At 53.8% G+C, this 17,881-nt stretch carries 14 protein-coding genes and 2 tRNA genes; 11 read left to right on the top strand and 5 right to left on the bottom strand.

Annotation, left to right across the window (positions count from 1 at the left end; genetic code table 11):
- Together putA and putP are read right to left on the bottom strand one after the other, a co-directional pair.
- The gene (putA, locus tag FGL10_RS06755) at positions 1 to 3,606 is read right to left on the bottom strand and encodes a bifunctional proline dehydrogenase/L-glutamate gamma-semialdehyde dehydrogenase PutA (protein ID WP_036475320.1); all 3,606 of its coding nucleotides are present in this window, start codon (positions 3,604 to 3,606) and stop codon (positions 1 to 3) included.
- Between the two features lie 250 nt (positions 3,607 to 3,856).
- A complete protein-coding gene (gene putP / locus FGL10_RS06745) occupies positions 3,857 to 5,383 on the bottom strand; it encodes a sodium/proline symporter PutP (RefSeq protein ID WP_003709921.1) in 1,527 nt (508 codons plus the stop codon).
- 481 nt (positions 5,384 to 5,864) lie between these two features.
- Between putP and FGL10_RS06730 the strand changes: the two genes are divergently transcribed.
- The 6 genes from FGL10_RS06730 to FGL10_RS06705 all read left to right on the top strand — a co-directional run bounded on the left by FGL10_RS06730 (position 5,865) and on the right by FGL10_RS06705 (position 10,678).
- Positions 5,865 to 6,185 (top strand): accessory factor UbiK family protein, encoded by a 321-nt coding sequence (locus FGL10_RS06730; RefSeq protein ID WP_003709924.1) that lies wholly within the window; start codon positions 5,865 to 5,867, stop codon positions 6,183 to 6,185.
- Positions 6,186 to 6,198: 13 nt separating this feature from the next.
- Positions 6,199 to 7,695, top strand: a complete 1,497-nt coding sequence (locus tag FGL10_RS06725; protein ID WP_003709925.1) for a YifB family Mg chelatase-like AAA ATPase — start codon at positions 6,199 to 6,201, stop codon at positions 7,693 to 7,695.
- A gap of 110 nt (positions 7,696 to 7,805) precedes the next feature.
- A complete protein-coding gene (gene ftsN / locus FGL10_RS06720) occupies positions 7,806 to 8,675 on the top strand; it encodes a cell division protein FtsN (protein WP_171007432.1) in 870 nt (289 codons plus the stop codon).
- Positions 8,676 to 8,677: 2 nt separating this feature from the next.
- Complete coding sequence (locus FGL10_RS06715; protein WP_003709928.1) at positions 8,678 to 9,322, top strand: thiol:disulfide interchange protein DsbA/DsbL; 645 nt, start codon at positions 8,678 to 8,680, stop codon at positions 9,320 to 9,322.
- A 33-nt stretch (positions 9,323 to 9,355) separates the two neighbouring features.
- The gene (locus FGL10_RS06710) at positions 9,356 to 10,177 is read left to right on the top strand and encodes an undecaprenyl-diphosphate phosphatase (RefSeq protein WP_003709929.1); all 822 of its coding nucleotides are present in this window, start codon (positions 9,356 to 9,358) and stop codon (positions 10,175 to 10,177) included.
- 234 nt (positions 10,178 to 10,411) lie between these two features.
- On the top strand, positions 10,412 to 10,678 hold the full coding sequence (locus FGL10_RS06705) for a hypothetical protein (RefSeq protein WP_118778675.1): 267 nt from the start codon (positions 10,412 to 10,414) through the stop codon (positions 10,676 to 10,678).
- A gap of 348 nt (positions 10,679 to 11,026) precedes the next feature.
- Here the strand turns inward: FGL10_RS06705 and FGL10_RS06700 are convergent.
- The 3 genes from FGL10_RS06700 to FGL10_RS06690 all read right to left on the bottom strand — a co-directional run bounded on the left by FGL10_RS06700 (position 11,027) and on the right by FGL10_RS06690 (position 12,465).
- Positions 11,027 to 11,102 (bottom strand) — tRNA-Ala (locus tag FGL10_RS06700).
- Between the two features lie 6 nt (positions 11,103 to 11,108).
- Positions 11,109 to 11,185: transfer RNA gene (locus FGL10_RS06695), tRNA-Met, on the bottom strand.
- Positions 11,186 to 11,316: 131 nt separating this feature from the next.
- A complete protein-coding gene (locus FGL10_RS06690; RefSeq protein ID WP_036469992.1) occupies positions 11,317 to 12,465 on the bottom strand; it encodes a class I SAM-dependent methyltransferase in 1,149 nt (382 codons plus the stop codon).
- Between the two features lie 348 nt (positions 12,466 to 12,813).
- On the opposite strand from FGL10_RS06690, the gene mraZ reads away from it, so the two are divergent.
- The 5 genes from mraZ (at position 12,814) to FGL10_RS06665 (ending at position 17,825) form a co-directional block, all read left to right on the top strand.
- Positions 12,814 to 13,269, top strand: a complete 456-nt coding sequence (gene mraZ, locus FGL10_RS06685; protein WP_003709938.1) for a division/cell wall cluster transcriptional repressor MraZ — start codon at positions 12,814 to 12,816, stop codon at positions 13,267 to 13,269.
- Positions 13,266 to 14,225 carry a 16S rRNA (cytosine(1402)-N(4))-methyltransferase RsmH gene (rsmH, locus tag FGL10_RS06680; protein WP_003709939.1) on the top strand — a complete coding sequence of 320 codons (960 nt, stop codon included), beginning with the start codon at positions 13,266 to 13,268 and terminating at the stop codon, positions 14,223 to 14,225. Before mraZ ends, rsmH begins: the two co-directional genes overlap by 4 nt.
- 22 nt (positions 14,226 to 14,247) lie before the next feature.
- Positions 14,248 to 14,511: a cell division protein FtsL gene (gene ftsL / locus FGL10_RS06675; RefSeq protein WP_003709941.1), complete on the top strand. Its 264-nt coding sequence runs from the start codon at positions 14,248 to 14,250 to the stop codon at positions 14,509 to 14,511.
- A gap of 65 nt (positions 14,512 to 14,576) precedes the next feature.
- On the top strand, positions 14,577 to 16,322 hold the full coding sequence (gene penA, locus FGL10_RS06670) for a peptidoglycan D,D-transpeptidase PBP2 (protein WP_003709943.1): 1,746 nt from the start codon (positions 14,577 to 14,579) through the stop codon (positions 16,320 to 16,322).
- Positions 16,323 to 16,346: 24 nt separating this feature from the next.
- Positions 16,347 to 17,825 (top strand): UDP-N-acetylmuramoyl-L-alanyl-D-glutamate--2,6-diaminopimelate ligase, encoded by a 1,479-nt coding sequence (locus FGL10_RS06665; RefSeq protein WP_003709945.1) that lies wholly within the window; start codon positions 16,347 to 16,349, stop codon positions 17,823 to 17,825.
- Positions 17,826 to 17,881: the final 56 nt, after the last annotated feature.

The following is a 17,881-nucleotide window of genomic DNA, read 5'->3' as shown; positions in this document are numbered from 1 at the left end:
TCAGTCGGCAACCGCCATCAGGCTGGCGTTGCCGCCGGCGGCTGTGGTGTTGATGCTGCAAGAGATTTCTTCAAACACTTGCAGGATGTCGAGTCCGTTTTCCGAAGGGAGGATGCGGATGAGTGCGCCGTCGTGGGCGGCAAGTTCCTGTTTGCGCGCGCTGTCCAAAGGCGACAGGGCGGCAACGTGGCTGATGCCGGCGGTTTCGGGTTTGCCGTTGACCAGCAGCAGACCTTCCAAGTCGGCGGTGTAGGAAGCCAACGGGCTGCCGGGTTCGACGACGGTTTGGATGCCGGCGGCGGCAAGTTCGGTCAGGGCGCAGAAGGCTTGCAGGAGGCTGCCGCCGTGTACCCAGACGCGTTTTGGCGCGCGCCAGCTCAGGGTGTTGTGTTCGCCGGTCGGGCCGGTCAGGACGGATTCTGCCCGGCGCAGGGTGCGGATGCGGGCGTGTCCCAATGCCGATGCCGCTGATTTTTTCTCTTCCGCATCAAACGGCAGCTTGTGAATCAGGGCTTCGAGGCATTTGAGCGCGGCTTCGTCGGCTTGTCCGATGCGGCTCAGCGGCGGGGCAACCCATTCGGGGATGCGGGTCAGTTTTTGCAGGTAGAACGAACCGCCTGCTTTCGGGCCCGTACCGGACATACCGTGTCCTCCGAACGGTTGTACGCCGACGACTGCGCCGACGATGTTGCGGTTGACGTAAACGTTGCCCGCTTCGATGCGTTCGCGGATGTGGCGTACCGTGCCGTCGATGCGGCTGTGTACGCCGCCGGTGAGCGCGTAACCTTTGCTGTTGATTTGGTCGATGATTTGGTCAAGCTCGTCGGCGCGGTAGCGGACGACGTGCAGGACGGGACCGAAGACTTCGCGTTGCAACTCGTTCAAGTTGTTCAATTCAAACAGGATGGGGCGAACGAACGTGGATTTCTCGGAATCGACATCGGCGGCGGCTTTGACTTCGTGGTAAGACTTGGCAACGCCTTTCATTTTGTTGATGTGGTTCAACAGGTTTTGCTGCGCTTCGGCATCGATGACGGGGCCTACGTCGGTGGTGAGTTGGACGGGTTTGCCGACGACCAATTCGTCCATCGCGCCTTTGATGATACCGATCATCTTGTCGGCAACATCTTCTTGAACGCAAAGGATACGCAGGGCGGAGCAGCGTTGTCCCGCGCTGTCGAAGGCGGAGTTCAATACGTCGAGGCAGACTTGTTCGGGCAGCGCGGTGGAATCGACAATCATGGCGTTTTGTCCGCCGGTTTCGGCAATCAAGACGGGGCTGTCGTCGCGTTTGGCAAGGGCTTTGTTAATCAGTTGCGCCACTTCGGTCGAGCCGGTGAAAATCACGCCGCCGATACGCGGATCGCCTGTCAGCGCCGCGCCGACATCGCCTGCGCCGAGGACAAGCTGCAAGGCGGAAGTCGGGATGCCGGCTTCGTGCATCAGGGAAACGGCGTAACCGGCAATCAGGCCGGTTTGTTCGGCAGGTTTGGCGATAACGGTGTTGCCTGCCGCCAATGCGGAAACGACTTCGCCGGTAAAGATGGCGAGCGGGAAGTTCCACGGGCTGATGGCGACAATCGCGCCGACGGCTTCGGCATCTTCAGGCAGGGTGTTTTCGGCTTCGTTTGCGTAGTAGCGGCAGAAGTCGACGGCTTCGCGTACTTCGGCAACGGCGTTGTTCAAGGTTTTACCGGCTTCGCGCACGGCAAGCATCATCAGCGCGGGGGTGTGCTGTTCGAGCAGGTCGGCGAAACGGCGCAGGCAGGCGGCGCGTTCGGCGGCAGGTGTCGCGCTCCATTCGGGGAACGCGGCAACGGCTGCGCCAACCGCTTCTTGGGCAAGCGCGGCATCGGCAAAGCTGACTGTGCCGACGATGTCGTCGTGGTCGGCAGGATTTTTAATCGGTTGCGCTTCGCCGACATCGCGGGCTTTGCCGTTGACGATGGATGCGGCGTGGAAGTCTTGCGCGGCGGCGCGGTTGAGTTTTTCTTGAAGCTGCTGCAACACGGTTTCGTTGCTGAAATCCACGCCTTGCGAGTTCAGACGGCCTTTGCCGTACAAATCGCGCGGCAGCGGCAGGGCGTTGTGCAGGTGGATGCCTTGTTCGGCGATGGTGTCGAACGGGCTGCGGATCAGCGTATCGATGCTGATGTTTTCATCGACGATTTGGTTGACGAAAGAAGAGTTCGCACCGTTTTCCAGCAGGCGGCGCACCAAGTAGGCGAGCAGGGTTTCGTGCGTGCCGACCGGGGCGTACACGCGCACGCGGCGGCCTAAGTTTTGCGGGCCGACCACTTGGTCGTACAAGGTTTCGCCCATACCGTGCAGGCATTGGTGTTCAAAGTCTTTGCCTTTGCCCATCTGGTAAATCGCGCCCAAGGTGTAGGCATTGTGGGTGGCGAATTGCGGGAAGACGGCATCTTGCGCGGAAAGCAGTTTGCGCGCGCAGGCGAGGTAGGAGATGTCGGTGTGGACTTTGCGGGTGTAGGTCGGATAGCCGTCCAAACCGTCCACTTGCGCCCATTTGATTTCGCTGTCCCAATACGCGCCTTTGACCAAACGGATCATCAGTTTTTGGTTGTTGCGGCGGGCAAGGTCGATCAGGTAGTCGATAACGAACGGACAACGTTTTTGGTAGGCTTGAACAACGAAACCGATGCCTTTGTAGCCCGCCAAATCGGGGTCTGAAACCAAGGCTTCCATCAAGTCCAAAGACAATTCGAGACGGTTGGCTTCTTCGGCGTCGATGTTGATACCGATATCGTATTTTTTACCCAAAAGGAACAATTCTTTCAGGCGCGGCAACAGTTCGCCCATTACGCGTCCGTGTTGGGCGCGGGAATAACGCGGATGGATGGCGGAAAGTTTGACGGAAATGCCGTTGCCTTCGTAAACGCCTTGTCCTGCGGCATCTTTGCCGATGGCGTGAATGGCTTGAACGTAGTCGTTATAGTAGCGGTCGGCATCTTCTTCGGTGTAGGCGGCTTCGCCCAACATATCGAAGGAGAAGCGGTAGCCCATTTTTTCGCGTTCTTTGCCGTTTTGCAGGGCTTCTTCAATGGTTTGTCCGGTGACGAACTGCTTGCCCAACAGGCGCATGGCGTAATTCACGCCTTGGCGGATGAGGGGCGCGCCGCCTTTGCCGATCAGGCGGCTCAATGCGGAACTCATCTGTTTGTCGTTTGTGGCGGTCAGTTTGCCGGTAATCAGCAGGCCCCAGGCGGCGGCGTTGACGAAGAGGGAAGGGCTGTTGTTCAGATGGCTTTTCCAGTTGCCGTCTGAAATCTTGTCGGCAATCAGGCGGTCGCGGGTGGCGTTGTCGGGGATACGCAAAAGGGCTTCCGCCAGACACATCAGCGCGATGCCTTCTTCGCTGGAGAGTGAAAACTCGTGCATCAGCGCATCCACGCCGCCGGCTTTGGTGCGGCCGGCGCGGACTTGGGTAACCAGGCGGCGGGCAAGCTCGGAGGCGGCTTGGCGTTCTTCGTCGGTCATCTGTGCGCGCTGCAGCATATCCTGTACGGCTTCGATTTCGTCGCGGCGGTAGGCATCGGTTATCGCTTGGCGCAGGGCAGTTTGTGCCGGAAATGCAAAATGAAACATTTTTTGGATTCTCCAAAGTTTTTCGGGGGGTTCAGACGGCATCGGTGCGACCTGAATACGGTAATATCGTAATAAATCCGCAGATGAAATACAAGGCTTCAAATGCGGGCAGGGTAGGTGCTTCCGTTTCTTTGAAAATGAAACGGGTAAAACACAAATAAGGCCTGTATGCAGGCAAGGTTTATTTGTGTTTGACCCGGAAACGGGTTCAGACGGCACGAACCGGGATGCCGTGCCGTCTGAAAGGGGTTTATCGGGCGGCGCGGTAATCTGCGTCGGCTTTTTCAAAGCGTTCTTGGGTTTCGCGCGAAGGTTCTTTGTTGAACAGGGAAACCAACACGGCAACGATCAAGCAAACAATAAAGCCCGGCACGATTTCGTACATCGTCAACAAGCCGCTTTCTCCTGCCGCTTGAGCCGGTTTTTTCACCCATTCCGCCCACACAACAACGGTTAAGGCACCTGCAACCATACCCGACAACGCGCCGTAGGCAGTGATGCGTTTCCACAATACGGACAGAATCACAATCGGGCCGAATGCCGCACCGAAACCTGCCCACGCGTAAGACACCAGTCCCAATACTTTGCTGTTCGGATCGGAAGCAATCAGGATGGAAATCACGGCAATCGCCAAGACCATCAGGCGGCCGACCCATACCAATTCCGACTGTTGCGCGTTTTTACGCAAAAAGCCTTTGTAGAAGTCTTCGGTAATCGCGCTGGAGCAAACCAAAAGCTGGCAGGACAGGGTGGACATCACGGCGGCAAGAATCGCGCTCAGGATGATGCCCGCAATCCAAGGGTTGAACAGCAAAGTAGAAAGCGCGATGAAGATGCGTTCGTGGTTGCCGCTCATAGAAGAAACTTTGTCGGGGTTTGCGCCGAAATACGCAATGCCGAAATAACCGACTGCTACCGCGCCTGCAAGGCACAACGCCATCCAAGTCATACCGATGCGGCGTGCGGATACCAGCGATTTCGCGCTTTCGGCCGCCATAAAGCGCGCCAAAATGTGCGGCTGTCCGAAATAGCCCAAGCCCCAGGCGGCGGTGGAAATGATGCCGATGACGGTCGTACCGGCAAACAGGCTGCCGTATTCTTTGCCCGTGCCTGCGGCGACGCTTTGAATCGCGGCAGACATTTGTTCCGCGCCGCCCAAGCCCAGATAGACCATCACCGGCGTTAAAATCAGCGCGAAAATCATCAAAGAAGCCTGCAGCGTATCCGTCCAGCTTACCGCCAAGAAACCGCCCAAGAAGGTATAGGCGATGGTCGCGCCCGCGCCCAGCCACATTGCCTGATTGTAAGTCATACCTTCAAACAGGCTTTGGAACAGGGTTGCACCCGCCACAATGCCCGAGGCGCAATAAATCGTGAAGAAAAACAGGATAATCAGTGCGGAAACCACTTTCATCAAGTGTCCGCCCGCGCCGAAGCGGTGGAAGAAATAATCCGGCAGCGTCAGCGCGTTGTTGGCGTATTCGGTATGCACGCGCAGGCGACCCGCCACCAAAAGCCAGTTGAAATATGCGCCGACCAAGAGGCCGATGGCAATCCAGGCTTCGTTCAAACCGCTCAAATAAATCGCGCCCGGCAGACCCATCAAAAGCCAGCCGGACATATCGGACGCGCCTGCCGACATCGCCGTAACAAACGGGCCCAGGCTGCGGCCGCCCAAAATATAATCGTCGAAATTGCGCGTGGAAAAATAGGCGGCAAGTCCGATGAGAAGGACTGCGATCAGATAGATTGCAAAAGTGATGTACATGGGATTCATGTGCTATTCCTCGTCTAAAACTTCAGAATTACAGGCTTTGAAATTGCAAGCAACTTGCGCCTGAAATGTTTTTCTAATAAAAGTACAACGGAAAATCCGGACACCTGGAAGGGGATTCGGATAAATTATCTTCAATCACAATAAGATATGTAATGAAACTATATGAAATTGTAAATAATCCGATTCAGGATAACCCAATTTCTGTTGTTTGCAAAGCACTTATGGCTTAAAAAACCGGGTTTGAACCGCTGCGCGTCGGAAAAATCATTTAAAACAGTATATTGTTTTGTAGTACCTTGTAACCGGGCGTTGCGCGGAATATGAAATCCGTTTTCAGGCGGCAGGTGTCTTGAAGTGTAATTTAGCAACCGCAAAGGGGGGCGCGGTATGTTTTGCCGATTATCCGCCTCCCGTTTTCAGACGGCATTTTTCCTTATACAATAGCCGCTTGAATTTGATATGTTCAGGAAGGATACAGATTATGTTCGGCAAGCAGCTTTTTGAAGAAGTCGGCTCGAAAATCAGCGAAACCATCGCCAACAGCCCTGCCAAAGATGTGGAAAAAAATATTAAGGCGATGTTGGGCGGCGCGTTCAACCGTATGGATCTGGTTACGCGCGAAGAATTCGACATCCAGCAGCAGGTTTTGATTAAAACCCGTACCAAACTGGCGGCTTTGGAAGCGCGTTTGGCGAAACTCGAAGCCGCGCAAAATCCCGAACGGGCAGCATTGGAAGCGGCTGAAGCCGCTGCCGAAGAAGCCGCCGCCGAAATCAGGCAGCAAACCGCAGCCGGCGAATAAGGCCGTCTGAAATATGTCGCTCGCCTTGGTTTACAGCCGCGCCTTGAGCGGTATGAATGCGCCGTTGGTCGAAGTGGAAGCCCACCTTGCCAACGGTCTGCCGCATTTCAACATCGTCGGACTGCCCGATACGGAAGTCAAAGAAAGCCGCGACCGCGTCCGTGCCGCCATCATCCAAAGCGGCTTCGAGTTTCCCGCCAAAAAAATCACCGTCAATCTCGCCCCTGCCGATCTGCCCAAAGAGTCGGGGCGTTTCGATTTGCCGATTGCAATCGGCATCCTTGCCGCATCGGGGCAGGTTGCGCCCGAAAAGCTGGCGGAATACGAGTTTGCGGGGGAATTGGCACTGTCGGGGCTGTTGCGCCCCGTGCGCGGCGCGTTGGCGATGGCGTGGCAGGGTATGCAGGCAAAACGTGCATTTGTTTTGCCTGAAGAAAACGCAGGACAAGCCGCCGTGATGCGCGGCATTACCGTTTACGGCGCGCGCTCTTTGGGCGAAGTCGCCGCCCATTTGAACGGCATCGAACCTTTGGCGCAAACCGAATGCCAAGTTCCTCAGATGCCGTCTGAAAACGCCAAACTGCCCGACCTTGCCGATGTCAAGGGCCAACACACTGCCCGCCTTGCTTTGGAAATCGCTGCCGCAGGCGGACACAGCCTTTTGATGATGGGTCCGCCGGGAACGGGCAAGTCTATGCTCTCCCAACGGCTGCCCGGCATCCTGCCGCCGCTGACCGAAGACGAATTGGTCGAAGTGTGGGCATTGCGTTCGCTCCTGCCCAACCACCAACAACAACTCGACAGCAACCGTCCTTTCCGCAGTCCGCATCACAGCGCCAGCGCGGCGGCTATGGTCGGAGGCGGTTCGGACCCGCGTCCGGGCGAGATTTCATTGGCGCATCACGGCGTTTTGTTTTTGGACGAATTGCCCGAGTTCGACCGCAAAGTTTTGGAAGTGTTGCGCGAACCTTTGGAAAACGGCGAAATCCACATTTCCCGCGCGGCGCGCCAAGCCGTCTATCCCGCCAAATTCCAGCTTGTCGCCGCCATGAACCCGTGTCCGTGCGGTTATCTCGGGCATCCCGTCAAACCCTGCCGTTGCACGCCCGAAAGCGTCGCGCGTTACCGCAGCAAAATTTCCGGCCCGCTGCTTGACCGCATCGATTTGACCATCGAAGTCCCCAGCCTGTCCGCCGCCGAACTGATGCAGCAGGAAGCAGGGGAAAGCAGTGCAAACGTTTTGGAACGCGTCATCGCCGCCCGTGACAAACAATACGCACGGCAGGGCAAAGTCAACGCCGCCTTGAGTGTCGGCGAACTCGAGACCATCGCACGCATCCAAAAAGAAGCGCAGGAAGCCTTGGGCGGATTGTTGGAAAAACTCTCCCTCTCCGCCCGCAGCTTCCACCGCATCATGCGCGTGGCGCGTACGTTGGCGGATTTGGCAGGCGACGAAGAAGTCGGCAGAAGCCATGTTTTGAAAGCCATAGGTTTCCGCCGCGCTTTATGACTTTATAAAAGGCATCGGGGCGGGTTTTGCCCAAATATGGCAATATTGTTAGAATATCCGTCCGCACGCAAACGGCGTTAATGCCGTCTGAAATACATTAAGGTATGTTTATGAACAAATTTTCCCAATCCGGAAAAGGTCTGTCCGGTTTCTTCTTCGGTTTGATGCTGGCAACGGTCATTATTGCCGGTATTTTGTTTTATCTGAATCAAACAGGTCAAAATGCGTTTAAAAGCCCGCTTGTGCCGCAACAGCAGGAAGTGGCGGACACGCCGAAGCCGGCAACCCGGCCTAAAGAAGAGGCAGCCCGGCCGGATCCGGTAGGACAAGATGCCTCGTCCGAACCGGATGCCGCCCTGCCGGAAGGGCAGGCGGATGAGGAAGAAACCGCCGATAAACAGCCTGTTTCCGAAAAAACCGATGAAACCGAAAGTGAAGCGGACAGGCAGGAGCAGGAAACGCCTAAGGGGCAGAAGATGCACAACAAGGCAGGACAGCCGGACGGGCGTGAAAAAGACATCGGCGGGAAGGTACGGGAAAAAGAAGCCGGAACGGTTAAAAAACAACCGGTAAAACCATCCGAAGAAGCCGGCGGGCAAGCGGCAAAAGAAAAGAAAAAGGCAGGAAAAGAAAAAGCAGCGCCGCAACCGACCCCCGAACAAATCCTCAACAGCGGCAGCATCGAAAAAGCGCGCAGTGCCGCCGCCAAAGAAGGGCAGAAGCCGAACACGCCCGCCAAGGCGGAAGCAACGCATTATCTGCAAATGGGCGCGTATGCCGACCGTCAGAGCGCGGAAGGGCAGCGTGCCAAACTGGCGATTTTGGGTGTGCCTTCCAAAGTGGTCGGTTATCAGGCGGGACATAAAACGCTTTACCGCGTGCAAAGCGGCAATATGTCTGCCGATGCGGTGAAAAAAATGCAGGACGATTTGAAAAAGCACGGGGTTGCCAGCCTGATTCGTGTTATTGAAGGCAAATAATTATGAAGCTCAAACATCTGTTGCCGCTGCTGCTGTCGGCAGTGTTGTCCGCACAGGCATATGCCCTGACGGAAGGGGAAGACTATATTGTTTTGGATAAGCCTGTCCCGCAGCAACAATCGGGAAAAATCGAAGTTTTGGAATTTTTCGGCTATTTTTGCGTACATTGCCATCATTTCGACCCCTTGTTATTGAAGCTGGGCAAGGCATTGCCGTCTGATGCCTATTTGAGGACGGAACACGTGGTTTGGCGGCCTGAAATGCTCGGATTGGCCAGAATGGCGGCCGCCGTCAATTTGTCAGGTTTGAAATATCAGGCAAACCCTGCCGTGTTTAAAGCAGTTTACGAACAGAAGGTTCATTTGGAAGACAGGGCGGTGGCCGGAAAATGGGCTTTGTCGCAAAAAGGCTTTGACGGCAAAAAACTGATGCGCGCCTATGATTCCCCCGAAGCTGCCGCCGCCGCATTAAAAATGCAGAAACTGACGGAACAATATGGTATTGACAGCACACCAACCGTTATTGTCGGTGGGAAATACCGCGTCATCTTCAATAATGGCTTTGATGGCGGAATCCATACCATTAAAGAATTGCTTGCCAAAGTCAGGGCGGAGCGCAAACTGTCAAACCATCCTGTGCAAAAATAACCGCATCCCCGCGCATTTGAAAGAAACCAAGCAATGGATTTTCTGATTGTCCTGAAAGCCCTGATGATGGGCTTGGTAGAAGGTTTTACCGAATTCCTGCCTATTTCCAGTACCGGTCATCTGATTGTGTTTGGTAACTTGGTCGGTTTTCACAGCAACCACAAGGTTTTTGAAATTGCCATCCAGCTTGGTGCGGTTTTGGCAGTGGTAGTTGAATACCGTCGGCGTTTTGCCGGTGTGTTGCACGGCTTGGGCAAAGACAAAAAAGCCAACCGGTTCGTCCTCAATCTTGCCGTCGCCTTTATGCCGGCCGCCGTGATGGGATTATTATTCGGCAAACAAATCAAAGAGTATCTGTTTAATCCCTTGAGTGTTGCAGTTATGCTGGTTTTGGGCGGCTTTTTTATTTTGTGGGTAGAAAAACGCCAAAGCCATACAGTGCCCAAAAAAATTGATGTCGATGCACTCCGTCCGGTCGATGCCTTGATGATCGGCATCGCGCAGGTGTTTGCCTTGATTCCGGGAACATCCCGCTCGGGCAGTACGATTATGGGCGGGATGCTTTGGGGCATCGAACGGAAAACAGCAACGGAGTTCTCGTTTTTCTTGGCTGTGCCGGTGATGGTTGCCGCAACGGCTTATGATGTTCTGAAACATTACCGGTTTTTCACCCTGAATGATGTCGGTTTGATTCTGATAGGCTTTATTGCCGCTTTTGTTTCCGGTTTGGTAGCGGTCAAAGCACTGCTGAAGTTTGTTTCCAAGAAAAACTATATCCCGTTTGCCTATTACCGCATTGTTTTTGGTATTGCCATCATTATATTGTGGCTGTCAGGCCGGATAAGTTGGGAATAAAGTCATGTATCCGGTTTGAGGATATATTTTCGGGTCGGATTTGTGTCGGACGGTAGAAAGAGGATGTCAGATTGATCGGTACGCCGATTTGTTTCAGAGTTTGAAAGGAAATACTTTTTATTGCACTAACTAATCAACGTTACCGCAGTTGTATTGTCACGGCGGCTTTGAACTGGAGAAGCCGCCTCGAAATGGCTTTGATGGGCATTTAAACGCAATATGCCGGAGAGAATCATGGAATTTATCCAACTGATCCAACTGCTTGCGAACAGATTGTCAGTGAACGGCAAATGGTATGTCTACCTGTCCTGCCTGCCGTTTACCGCCTATTGGGTATCGGCGGACAAAGAGATTGTCCGAACACTCATTATGGGAGACAGGTTTGTTGTTTTGATACTTTGTACGGCATTATTCGGTATGTGGTTCTTCTGCCGCCGGCAGCGGTGGTTGTGGGTTCTTCCCTATCTCTGCATATTCAAGATTTTATTCTCCCTTATCTAGCCTGTACCGCCCCGCCTCGGGGCGGTTTTTTACCGCCTCCGGCAAATAAGTTCTAAACCCGATTAAAAGCCGTTTCAGACGGCATTTGCCACAATAGTCTCATCCAATTGAAGCCTGTTTGCCGGCTTATCAAGGATTGGAAATAAAAGGTTGTGTTTTAATATTCCGTTGATGCAGCCCTAATTAGCCGGACAAATGCCATTTTATTTAATGGGGTCGATTTCTGCACAAACGGAAATACGGCTTTTTTCTTGCAAACGGATGGAATCGGGCGGGTATTCAGACACAGTCGAAATAAAAAACAAAATAAAAAAAGCACATACCTTTTATGGTGTGTGCTTTTTTATTTGGTGGAGGTAAGCGGGATCGAACCGCTGACCTCTTGCATGCCATGCAAGCGCTCTACCAACTGAGCTATACCCCCGAAATATGGTGGCGAATCAGGGACTCGAACCCCGGACACAAGGATTATGATTCCTCTGCTCTAACCGACTGAGCTAATTCGCCGTTTCGTGAAGCCGCTATTATATGTTTTTTTGTTTTTTTGACAAGCCGTATTTTTCAATTTTGAATTAGTATGCTGTTTTTAAATATTAAAAATTTTATGCCGCCTGAAAAGGGTTGGGGCGGTCGGTGAATTAGAGTTTGTGGCAGATGTCGCCGAAACAAAATCCTGTCCAGTCGATGCCGATATTTTTTCCGAATGCGATGACTTTAAACAGTTCGCCCATTTCGTGCTGGTCAATCAGTTTCTGAACAGCGGCGGCTTCACGGATATAGGCTGCCGAATCCGTTTTACCCGTCTGTGCCAACAGTTCGGTAATGCCCAAGTTTAATAAGAAATGGGATTGGGGGAGGTAGCCTATCAAATCTAATCCGGCATCCGTCCCTGCTTGGGCGATGTCGGTAAAGTTGACGTGGGCGGTCAGGTCGGCCAATCCGATGAAGTCGAAAGGATTGTGGATAACGTGATGCCGGTAGTGTCCGATCAGCGTACCTTGACTGCGTTGGGGGTGGTAATACTGTGCCGCATCAAAACCGTAGTCGATGAATATCATGCAGCCGTGTTCGAGTCTTGAGGCAAGGGTGCGGATGAAGGCATATTGTTGCGGGTGCAGTTCGCCGGTATAGGGGAAATCTGTTTGGGGGAAATAAAGGGAAGCCGAAGCCGACAGCGACGGGTCATTCAAGGGTCTTGCCGAATAGGCGAAACGGCCGTTATCCAGGCAAACGCCGACATGCTCGAATAAGCCGCCTTCATCTTTACGGATGATTTCGACAGGCATGGCATCGAGTACTTCGTTACCGATGATGATGCCGTCAAATATTTCCGGAAGTGCGGACAAGTGGATAACTTTGTGAGACGCTTCCGGTGCGTGGGCTTGAATCAGATTTTTCTGACGTACGGCCAGCTCCGGCGATATTTCAATAATGTAGTAACGGTTGATGCCGTCTGAAAGGTTGTTTAACAAATCGGCGGCGAGTTGGCCGGTTCCCGCACCGAATTCATAGATATTGCCTGCAGTTTGGGGTAGGAGTTCTTGAAGTTGGCGTGCCAGTGTGCGGGCAAACAGGGGGGTAAGGGTAGGGGCGGTAATAAAATCCCCGTCGTTACCGATTTTATGGCTGCCTCCGGTGTAATAGCCGTATTGAGGGGCGTATAAAACCAGCTCCATAAAACGTGAAAATGGAATCCAGTTGTCGTGTTTGCCGATTTCTTCGGCAAGGAGGGTTTGAAGGTTGATTGAGGATTGTTGCGCGGCAGGGGAGGGTGGGGGGAGGGGCATGATAAATGTTATCTTGTGTAAATTTATTGGATTTGTACGCATATTACACGTTGGTGCGGGTGCTGTCATGGCTTTATTTCAATACTATATATTGTGTTTATATTATTAAATTAATCATATATAGTTATCCGCTGATTCAAACATTCTGTGCCGCCCCCCGCCGTGCCGTTGTTGGAATTTTTATCTTATTGTTTTTAAAAGGAATAAAAATTTCGGATATGTTAATGAGTTTTCCTGCCTTGATTTGACCGAGTGTTTAAAATTTCTTATAGTGTCGATTAGTGGGGGAATGTGGGTCAAAGTGTCTTCTTTACCCTTATTTAATTTTAACTTCAGCTTGGGACATCTATGTTCGGCGGCGCACATGAATTGAGTATCGACAGCAAAGGGCGGTTGGCGGTTCCTGCCAAATTCCGCGATATCCTGTCGCGCCTCTATACGCCTGCCGTGGTCGTAACGCTTGAGTCGAAGCATAAGCTGTTGATGTACCCTGTTGCGGAGTGGGAAAAAGTCGCGGCGCAACTTTTAAATTTAAAAGTTGCGGATAACCCTGTTTTACGGCGGTTTCAAAACCTTCTGCTGCATAACGCGGAAATTTTGGAATGGGACGGTGCCGGTCGGGTGCTGCTTCCTGCCGGACTGAGGAAGAGGGTGGTTTTTGACCGCGAGGTTGTTTTGGTCGGACGTGCCAACCGTTTGGAGCTTTGGGGTCGCGAGCAGTGGGAGGCTGAGATGGTTCAGGCTTTGGACGACGATCCGGAAGAGCTTGCCTTCCAGTTGAGTCAGACGGATTTGCAATTGTGAGTGAAACAGAAAATTACCGGCATATCACGGTTTTGCCGTATGAGGCTGTAGATGCGCTTGCCGTACGCGAGGATGGTGTCTATGTGGACGGTACGTTCGGCAGGGGAGGGCATTCCCGGCTGATTTTGTCCCGTCTGGGCGATGCGGGCCGGCTGGTCGTATTTGATAAAGATCCCCGGGCGGTTGCCGCGGCAGAAGAATTGGCGCGTTCGGATAAGCGGGTCAGCGTCGTGCACGGGGGCTTTGCTTCTTTTCAGACGGCATTGGATGATTTGGGCATCGGCGACGTGGACGGCGCATTATTCGATTTGGGTGTTTCGTCCCCGCAAATCGATGACGCGGCACGCGGTTTCAGTTTCCGTTTTGATGCGCCTTTGGATATGCGTATGGACACGACGCGCGGGATGTCGGCGGCAGAGTGGATTGCATCGGCATCGGAGCAGGATTTGCACGAGGTGATTAAAAATTATGGTGAAGAGCGGTTTAGCCGTCAGATTGCGCGCGCCATTGTCGCGCAACGGGCGGAAAATCCCATTGATACAACCCGCAAGCTGGCGCAGCTCGCGGCACAAAACGTCCGTACTCGCGAGCGCGGGCAAGACCCTGCGACGCGCACCTTCCAGGCGGTCCGCATCTTTATTAACCGCGAGCTTGAAGAGGTAGAGGCGGTATTGCCGCAGGTGATGTGCCGGTTGAAACAGGGCGGGCGTTTGGCAGTTATCGCGTTCCATTCTTTGGAAGACCGGATTGTGAAGCAGTTTGTCGGGAAATATTCCCGACACGCGCCCTTGCCGCGTTGGGCGGCGGTCAGGGAAGCGGATTTGCCCGAGCCGCCCCTGAAAATCGTGGGCAAGGCATTAAAGCCGGGCGGGGCGGAAGTTGCCGCCAATCCGAGGGCGAGGAGCGCGGTTTTGCGTGTGGCGGAACGGACTGCCGGCCCGATACCGGCGGAATAACAGGGAAGACATTAGAACAACAATGAATAAATTGAATTTCTTTCTGCTGCCGGCGGTTTGTGTTTCGGCTTTTCTCGTCGTGATTCAGCAAAACCAGTACAGGCTTAACTTTACGGCTTTGGATAAGGCAAAAAAACAGGAAATCGCCTTGGAGCAGGATTACGCGCAAATGAGGCTGCAACAGGCGCGTTTGGCGAACCACGAAGCGATTAGGGCGGCGGCAGAAAAACAAAACCTCCGCCCGCCGGCTTCAGGCAATACCTTTATGGTGGAACATCAAAGATAGAAGCAGGCCGCCTGCCGGAACCGGGTTTCGGCGGCGGGCGGCAAAATAAAATAACGAGAAGTAAAATGTTGATTAAGAGCGAATATAAGCCCCGGATGATTTCCAAGGGAGAACAGGTTAAAAAACCGCTGACCAGTGACGGGCGGATCGGCTTCGTCCTGCTGGCGATGGCGGTTTTGTTTGCCGGTTTGATAGTCCGCGGGCTGTATCTTCAGACGGTAACGTATAACTTCTTAAAAAATCAAGGCGACAACCAAATTGTGCGGACCCAGTCGCTGCCTGCCGCGCGCGGTACGATTTCGGACAGGAACGGTGCGGTTTTGGCATTGAGCGCGCCGACGGAGTCCCTGTATGCCGTCCCCAAAGATATGGAGGAGATGCCGACCGGGGCGCAATTGGAACAGCTTTCCGGGCTTGTCGATGTGCCGGTTGATGTTTTGAGGAACAAACTCGAACAGAAAGGCAAGTCGTTTATTTGGATTAAGCGGCAGCTCGATCCCAAGGTTGCCGAGAAAATCGATGCCTTAGGCTTGAAGCATTTTGCATTTGAAAAAGAATTAAAACGCCATTACCCGATGGGCAGCCTTTTTGCACACGTCATCGGATTTACCGATATTGACGGCAAAGGTCAGGAAGGTTTGGAACTTTCGCTTGAAGACAGCCTGCATGGCGAAGACGGCGCGGAAGTCGTTTTGCGGGACCGGCAGGGCAATATTGTGGACAGCTTGGACTCCCCGCGCAATAAAGCCCCGCAAAACGGCAAAGACATTATTCTTTCTCTGGATCAGAGGATTCAGACTTTGGCTTATGAAGAGTTGAACAAGGCGGTCGAATACCATCAGGCAAAAGCCGGAACGGTGGTGGTTTTGGATGCCCGCACGGGAGAAATCCTCGCCTTGGCCAATACGCCTGCCTACGAGCCCAACAAACCCGGTCAGGCAGACAGCGAACAGAGGCGCAACCGTGCCGTTACCGACATGATCGAGCCCGGTTCGGCGATAAAGCCGTTCGTCATTGCAAAAGCATTGGATGCGGGCAAAACCGATGTGAACGAGAGATTGAATACGCAGCCTTATAAAATCGGCCCGGCACCGGTGCGCGATACCCATGTTTACCCTTCTTTGGATGTGCGCGGCATTATGCAGAAATCTTCCAATGTCGGTACAAGCAAGCTGTCTGCACGGTTCAGTTCGGAAGAAATGTATGACTTGTACCACAGCTTGGGTATCGGTGTGCGTATGCATTCCGGCTTTCCGGGGGAAAGCGCGGGCGTGTTGCGCGATTGGCGGAAATGGCGGCCTATCGAACAGGCGACGATGTCTTTCGGTTACGGCCTGCAATTGAGCCTGCTGCAATTGGCGCGCGCCTATACCGCACTGACGCACGACGGCGTTTTGCTGCCGGTCAGCTTTGAAAAACAGGCGGTTGCGCCGCAAGGCAAACGCATATTCAAAGAATCGACCGCGCGCGAGGTACGCAATCTGATGGTTTCCGTAACCGAGCCGGGCGGCACCGGTACGGCGGGCGCGGTGGACGGTTTCGATGTCGGCGCGAAAACCGGCACGGCGCGCAAGTTCGTCAACGGACGTTATGCCGACAACAAACACGTCGCTACCTTTATCGGTTTTGCCCCCGCCAAAAATCCCCGCGTGATTGTGGCGGTAACCATCGACGAACCGACCGCCAACGGCTATTACGGCGGCGTAGTGGCAGGGCCGCCCTTCAAAAAAATTATGGGTGGCAGCCTGAACATCTTGGGCGTTTCCCCGACCAAGCCCCTGACCGCCGCAGCCGTCAAAACACCGTCTTAATCCAAGTATCAACGAGATTGTTTTATGTTCAGCAAGTTAACCCCTTTGGCTGAAACCGGCATTCCGCCCCTGCCGTGTGCAAACGCGGCAGGGCGTTTGTTGCATTCAGACAGCCGCCAAATCAAACAAGGCGATATTTTCGTTGCCTGTCCGGGCGAATATGCCGACGGCCGCAGCTATATCCCCGCCGCCGTTGCCAACGGCGCGGCTTTTGTTTTTTGGGACGACGATGGCAAATTCGCGTGGAATCCCGAATGGAAAGTCCCCAATCAAGGCATCAGAGATTTGAAACACCGTGCCGGTATCTTGGCGGCACAGGTTTACGGCAACGTTTCAGACGGCCTCAAAGTCTGGGGCGTAACCGGAACCAACGGCAAAACCTCCATCACACAATGGCTGGCGCAGGCTGCCGATTTATTGGGCGAAAAAACCGCCATTATCGGCACAGTCGGCAACGGCTTTTGGGGCGCATTGGAAGAAACCACGCACACCACCCCCGCGCCCGTCGATGTCCAAACCCTGCTCTACCGTTTCCGCCAACAGGGCGCAACCGCCGCCGCGATGGAAGTTTCCAGCCACGGGCTTGACCAGTCGCGCGTCAACGGTGTGTCGTTTTGCAGCGCAATCTTTACCAATCTCACACGCGACCACCTTGACTACCACGGCACGATGGAAGCCTACGGCGCTATCAAGTCGCGCCTGTTTTACTGGCACGACCTGCAACACGCCGTTATCAATGTAGATGATGAATACGGCGCGGAACTCGTAGGTCGTCTGAAAAAAGACTGTCCCGATTTGGTCGTTTACAGTTACGGCTTCAGCGAGCAAGCCGACATCCGCATTACCGATTTCACCGCCTCTTCAGACGGCATAGAGGCCGTATTCCGAACCCCTTGGGGCGAAGGGAAATGCCGCACGCGCCTGCTCGGACGGTTCAACGCGCAAAATCTCGCCGCCTGCATCGCCTTGCTGTGTGCCAACGGCTATCCGCTGGATAAGGTATTGGATGTGTTGGAAAAAATCCGTCCTGCTTCAGGCCGTATGGATTGCATTATGAACAGCGGCAAGCCCTTGGTCGTCGTCGATTACGCCCACACGCCCGACGCATTGGAAAAAGCACTCGCCACCTTGCAGGAAATCAAACCGCAGGGTGCGGCTTTGTGGTGCGTATTCGGTTGCGGCGGCAACCGCGATCGCGGCAAACGCCCGCTGATGGGCGCGGCAGCCGTACAGGGCGCGGATAAAGTCGTCGTTACCGGCGACAACCCGCGTTTGGAAAATCCGCAAGACATCATCAACGATATTTTGCCTGCTGTACCTAATCCTGAGCGCGTCGAAGCCGACCGCGCCGCCGCCATCCGTTATGCAGTCGAACGCGCCGCCGCAAGCGATATCATTTTGATTGCCGGCAAAGGACACGAAAACTATCAGGATGTACAAGGCGTGAAGCACCATTTTTCCGATTTTGAAGTTGCGGAAAAAGCGTTGGCGGGGCGGAGATGAAAGACCGTCTGAAACATTATGAATCTTGATTTATGTAATCTGAATCTAAGGAAAAA

The sequence above is a fragment of the Neisseria lactamica genome (genome assembly GCF_901482445.1).
Taxonomy (GTDB): Bacteria; Pseudomonadota; Gammaproteobacteria; order Burkholderiales; family Neisseriaceae; genus Neisseria; species Neisseria lactamica.
This window is presented reverse-complemented; position numbering and strand designations above follow the sequence as displayed.